Source organism: uncultured Planktosalinus sp., assembly GCF_963973675.1.
Taxonomy (GTDB): Bacteria; Bacteroidota; Bacteroidia; order Flavobacteriales; family Flavobacteriaceae; genus Planktosalinus.
The window spans coordinates 1-4148 of record NZ_CAXBAN010000246.1 but is presented as its reverse complement, the minus strand read 5'-3'; the positions used below and the strand labels follow the sequence as shown (position 1 = coordinate 4148).

Below are 4148 nucleotides of genomic sequence, written 5' to 3'. Positions count from 1 at the left end.
AATACAATAAATACTAAAAAAGAAAAAATATACAACAGATGGATCGTAGCACTTTCCATTCTGATACCACTGGTAGTGGCTATATTATTCTCAGTTAAACTGGAGATTCCAGGAGTAGAGCGGCTAGGTTTTTTGCCGCCTATTTATGCTTCAATCAATGCCTTAACCGCACTTATTTTAGTGCTCGCAATCATTCAAATAAAAAAAGGAAACCGCAACGCTCATGAAAAACTAATGAAACTTGCTATTGGGCTTTCAGCGCTTTTTCTTGTAATGTATGTAATTTATCATATGACCTCAACATCTACACCTTATGGAGGTGAAGGCAGTATCAGGACAGTGTACTTTTTTATATTGATTTCTCATATTTTACTGTCCATTGCTGTAATTCCACTTGTGTTGATTAGTTTTGTAAGAGCATTGTCACAACGTTTTGATAAACATAAAAAAATTGCAAAAATTACATTCCCTATCTGGCTCTATGTAGCTGTTTCCGGAGTGATAGTTTTTTTAATGATTTCGCCATACTACTCATGAAAAAGCAACAGCTCATCATCTTTTTTTTGACACTTTTTTTCCTTCCGGAAATCAATGCCCAATGTGCAATGTGCCGTGCCGTTTTGGAATCTGATGCAGATGGCTCAACCGCAGAAGGCATCAACAACGGAATTTTATATTTAATGGCCTTTCCTTATCTGCTAGTGGGTGTGATAGGCTTTTTAATTTATAAAAGCCGACAAAAAGCCAGAAAGGAAGACAATGCATAGCTTTTTAAATGCTTCACTTAATTAACATCACTTTCACATTTTTTAATGTAACTATCTATAATATTGCATACTACTTAAGATAATTGTAAATAGCATAAGTTTTTATTAAAATGATTGAAATCAAATCGTTGCACAAATCATACAAAACCGGAAGTACGTCACTACACGTGTTAAAAGGCATTGACTTTTCTGTAAAGCAAGGTGAAATGGTTTCAATTATGGGTTCATCCGGCTCCGGTAAATCCACTTTGCTAAACATTTTAGGTATCCTTGATGAAGCTGATGAAGGCACCTATACACTCGATGGGGTACTCATAAAAAATCTCAATGAAAAAATTGCTGCTCGCTATCGAAACAAATTTCTGGGGTTTATTTTTCAGTCTTTTAACCTGATCAATTACAAATCAGCTCTTGACAATGTAGCCATGCCTCTTTATTATCAGGGAATAAAACGCGCTGAACGCCTTGAAAAAGCAATGCACTATCTCGAAAAAGTAGGCTTGGCTGAATGGGCTACTCATTTACCAAATGAACTCTCCGGTGGACAAAAACAACGTGTGGCTATTGCAAGGGCATTGGCATCAGACCCAAAAGTACTCCTGGCAGATGAACCTACTGGTGCTCTGGACAGCAAAACATCCTATGAAGTAATGGAGTTGATTCAAAACATCAACGATGAAGGAAAAACCATTTTACTGGTAACTCATGAGGAGGATATAGCTCATATGACAAAACGAATTGTACATCTCAAAGATGGCTTGATTATAAATGATTCAACAGTAAAACAACAACGCGCCAAAACTGCTCTCCATGTTTGATTTAGAACGATGGCAGGAAATCTTTGAAGCCATCCGTAAAAATAAACTTCGCACATTCTTAACTGGACTTTCAGTAGCTTCAGGTATTTTTATTCTTGTAATTTTACTAGCAACTGGAAAAGGTATAGAAAACGGAGTGGCCAAACAATTTGAACGAGATGCCGCAAGCAGAATCAGTGTTTGGACCGGAGTTACATCTCAAGGATATAAAGGATTAAACCCCGGAAGATTTATACAGTTAAAAAATAACGACTTTGACCAGACAGTTTTAAAATACCAGGATCAACTGGAATACAAATCATCCATTTACAGGATTTGGTCAGGCATGACTACCTACAAAAATGAAAATGGAAGTTACCGAATAGAAGGAGCACTTCCTGATTATCAGTTTTTAGAAAATGAATCAATGACAGCCGGTCGGTTCATAAACAATTATGACCAACAAAATATTGAAAAAGTAGCAGTAATTGGTCATAAAGTGTTTACAGATCTTTTTAAGGGTAATAACGCCATTGGTGAATATATTGACATTTCTGGAATCAAATTTAAAGTGATAGGAGTCTTTACAGATCCGGGGGGAGAAAGGGAAGAAGCAAGAATCATGATGCCCTTATCAACTAGTCAAAAAGTATTTAATGCTGGAGATAATATTAGAAATATTGCATTTACACTTCAAAGCACAGGAAATTTTAACCGCGATGTAGAAGCTTCAAACATTTTTACAACGCAACTTGAAAACCAATTAAAGACTAGACATACCATCGCGCCAACAGATAACAGGGCAATCACTGTGAGAAGTAATTTACAGGAAACCAAACGATTCTATGACCTGAACAATATGATAAGTTTGTTTTTCTGGGGCGTTGGAATATGCACCATCATCGCTGGGGTGGTGGGTGTAAGTAATTTTATGCTCATAATTGTTAAGGAAAGAACTAAAGAAATTGGAATACGCAAAGCCATTGGTGCAGAACCTTGGTCAATCATTTGGATGATTCTCCATGAATCAATATTTATAACAGCCATTGCAGGCTTTTTAGGGCTTATTTTTGGCTTGGGACTTTTGGAACTAGCCGGACCGGCTATAGAAACTGAATTTATTTCAAACCCCTCTGTAGACTTTAATATTGCAATTTCAACGGTATTCATTCTCATTGTTGCAGGTGCCATTGCAGGCTTTTTTCCTGCATATAGAGCGGCAAAAATTAAACCTATTGAAGCCTTAAACGATGACTAATCTTTTTAGTAAGGACAGCTGGAACGAAATTTTGGAAGCTCTTAGTGCTAACTGGTTTAGAACACTCATGACAGCCTTTGGGGTTTTATGGGGTATTTTTATTTTAGTCATTCTACTCGCTGCAGGAAAAGGTCTTGAAAATGGTGTAAAAAAAGGCTTTTCAGGTATGGCGACAAACTCAATGTTTATGTGGTCCCAAACAGCATCAAAACCCTATAAGGGATTGCCTCAAGGAAGAAGGTATAACTTCAAGCTTGACGATGTCGAGGCTTTGAAAACCCAGATTCCCGAATTAAAGTATGTGTCTCCCAGAAACCAACTGGGCGGCTTTGGTGGAGCTAATAATGTTGTGAGAGGAATCAATACAGGTGCTTTCAATGTCTATGGAGATTATCCTGAATATATTTTACAGCAACCTATGGACATCACCTCGGGGAGGTTCATCAACTATTCAGATATTGAACAAAAACGAAAAGTAGCAATCATTGGTGAATCAGTGAAAAACGCTCTTTTTGAGAAAGGAGAAGATCATATTGGAGAATTTATTAAAATTAATGAAGTCAACTTTATGATTGTAGGAACTTACAGAAAGTCTGGTAATAATAATGGCGATGTTGAAGAAGCCCAAAAAGAAATTTATGTGCCTTTTACTGCTTTTTCTCAAGCCTTTAACCGGGCTGATAACGTCGGCTGGATGGCAATAACTGCTCAAGACAACGCCTCAATTACACAACTTAAAGAGCAGGTGTTTGAACTCTTGAAAACCAGACACACCATTCACCCCGATGATGACAGGGCAATTGGACATTTTGACTTATACGAGCAATTTTCTAAAATTAACGGATTGTTCATCGCTTTGAATGCCGTGGCTTACTTTGTTGGGATTTTAATACTGCTTTCAGGAGTTATTGGAATTAGTAATATTATGTTGATAGTGGTAAAAGAACGTACTAAAGAAATTGGAATAAAAAGGGCTTTGGGGGCAACACCATGGAGTATTCGTTCCCAAATTATTTTAGAATCTGTTTTTTTAACCATCATTTCTGGTATGTCAGGTATAGTTTTGGCTACAGCTGTATTGGCGATAATTAATTCAATCTTAGAAAATAGTACAGCACCTGATACGATGTTTGCAAATCCCAGTGTCAACCTTTTTGTAGTAGGAGTGGCTTTAGCTATATTAATTATTTCAGGACTACTGGCAGGGTTGATACCTGCTCAAAATGCAATTAAAGTAAAACCAGTGGACGCATTGCGTACAGAATAAATACAACTAACTAATAATAAACAACACTCTTTGCCAAAGATTACAACAAATGTAAAGCG

5 protein-coding genes are annotated in these 4148 nt (G+C 36.9%); all 5 read left to right on the top strand.

Going from position 1 to position 4148, the window contains the following annotated elements; translation table 11 throughout:
• Positions 1-6 precede the first annotated feature (6 nt).
• The 5 genes from AACY61_RS09805 (at position 7) to AACY61_RS09785 (ending at position 4089) form a co-directional block, all read left to right on the top strand.
• On the top strand, positions 7-537 hold the full coding sequence (locus AACY61_RS09805; RefSeq protein WP_339611396.1) for a DUF420 domain-containing protein: 531 nt from the start codon (positions 7-9) through the stop codon (positions 535-537).
• Positions 534-767, top strand: coding sequence for a hypothetical protein (locus AACY61_RS09800; RefSeq protein WP_339611394.1), 234 nt, complete (start codon positions 534-536; stop codon positions 765-767). Before AACY61_RS09805 ends, AACY61_RS09800 begins: the two co-directional genes overlap by 4 nt.
• A 110-nt stretch (positions 768-877) precedes the next feature.
• The gene (locus AACY61_RS09795; protein ID WP_339611393.1) at positions 878-1585 is read left to right on the top strand and encodes an ABC transporter ATP-binding protein; all 708 of its coding nucleotides are present in this window, start codon (positions 878-880) and stop codon (positions 1583-1585) included.
• A complete protein-coding gene (locus tag AACY61_RS09790) occupies positions 1578-2822 on the top strand; it encodes an ABC transporter permease (protein ID WP_339611392.1) in 1245 nt (414 codons plus the stop codon). Before AACY61_RS09795 ends, AACY61_RS09790 begins: the two co-directional genes overlap by 8 nt.
• The gene (locus AACY61_RS09785) at positions 2815-4089 is read left to right on the top strand and encodes an ABC transporter permease (RefSeq protein ID WP_339611391.1); all 1275 of its coding nucleotides are present in this window, start codon (positions 2815-2817) and stop codon (positions 4087-4089) included. The genes AACY61_RS09790 and AACY61_RS09785 overlap by 8 nt, the downstream gene beginning before the upstream one ends.
• Positions 4090-4148 lie beyond the last annotated feature (59 nt).

Coding starts and splice junctions, on each gene's coding strand:
- AACY61_RS09800 (WP_339611394.1), top strand. CDS start 534: ATGAAAAAGCAACAGCTCATCATCTTTTTTTTGACACTTTTTTTCCTT.
- AACY61_RS09795 (WP_339611393.1), top strand. CDS start 878: ATGATTGAAATCAAATCGTTGCACAAATCATACAAAACCGGAAGTACG.
- AACY61_RS09790 (WP_339611392.1), top strand. CDS start 1,578: ATGTTTGATTTAGAACGATGGCAGGAAATCTTTGAAGCCATCCGTAAA.
- AACY61_RS09785 (WP_339611391.1), top strand. CDS start 2,815: ATGACTAATCTTTTTAGTAAGGACAGCTGGAACGAAATTTTGGAAGCT.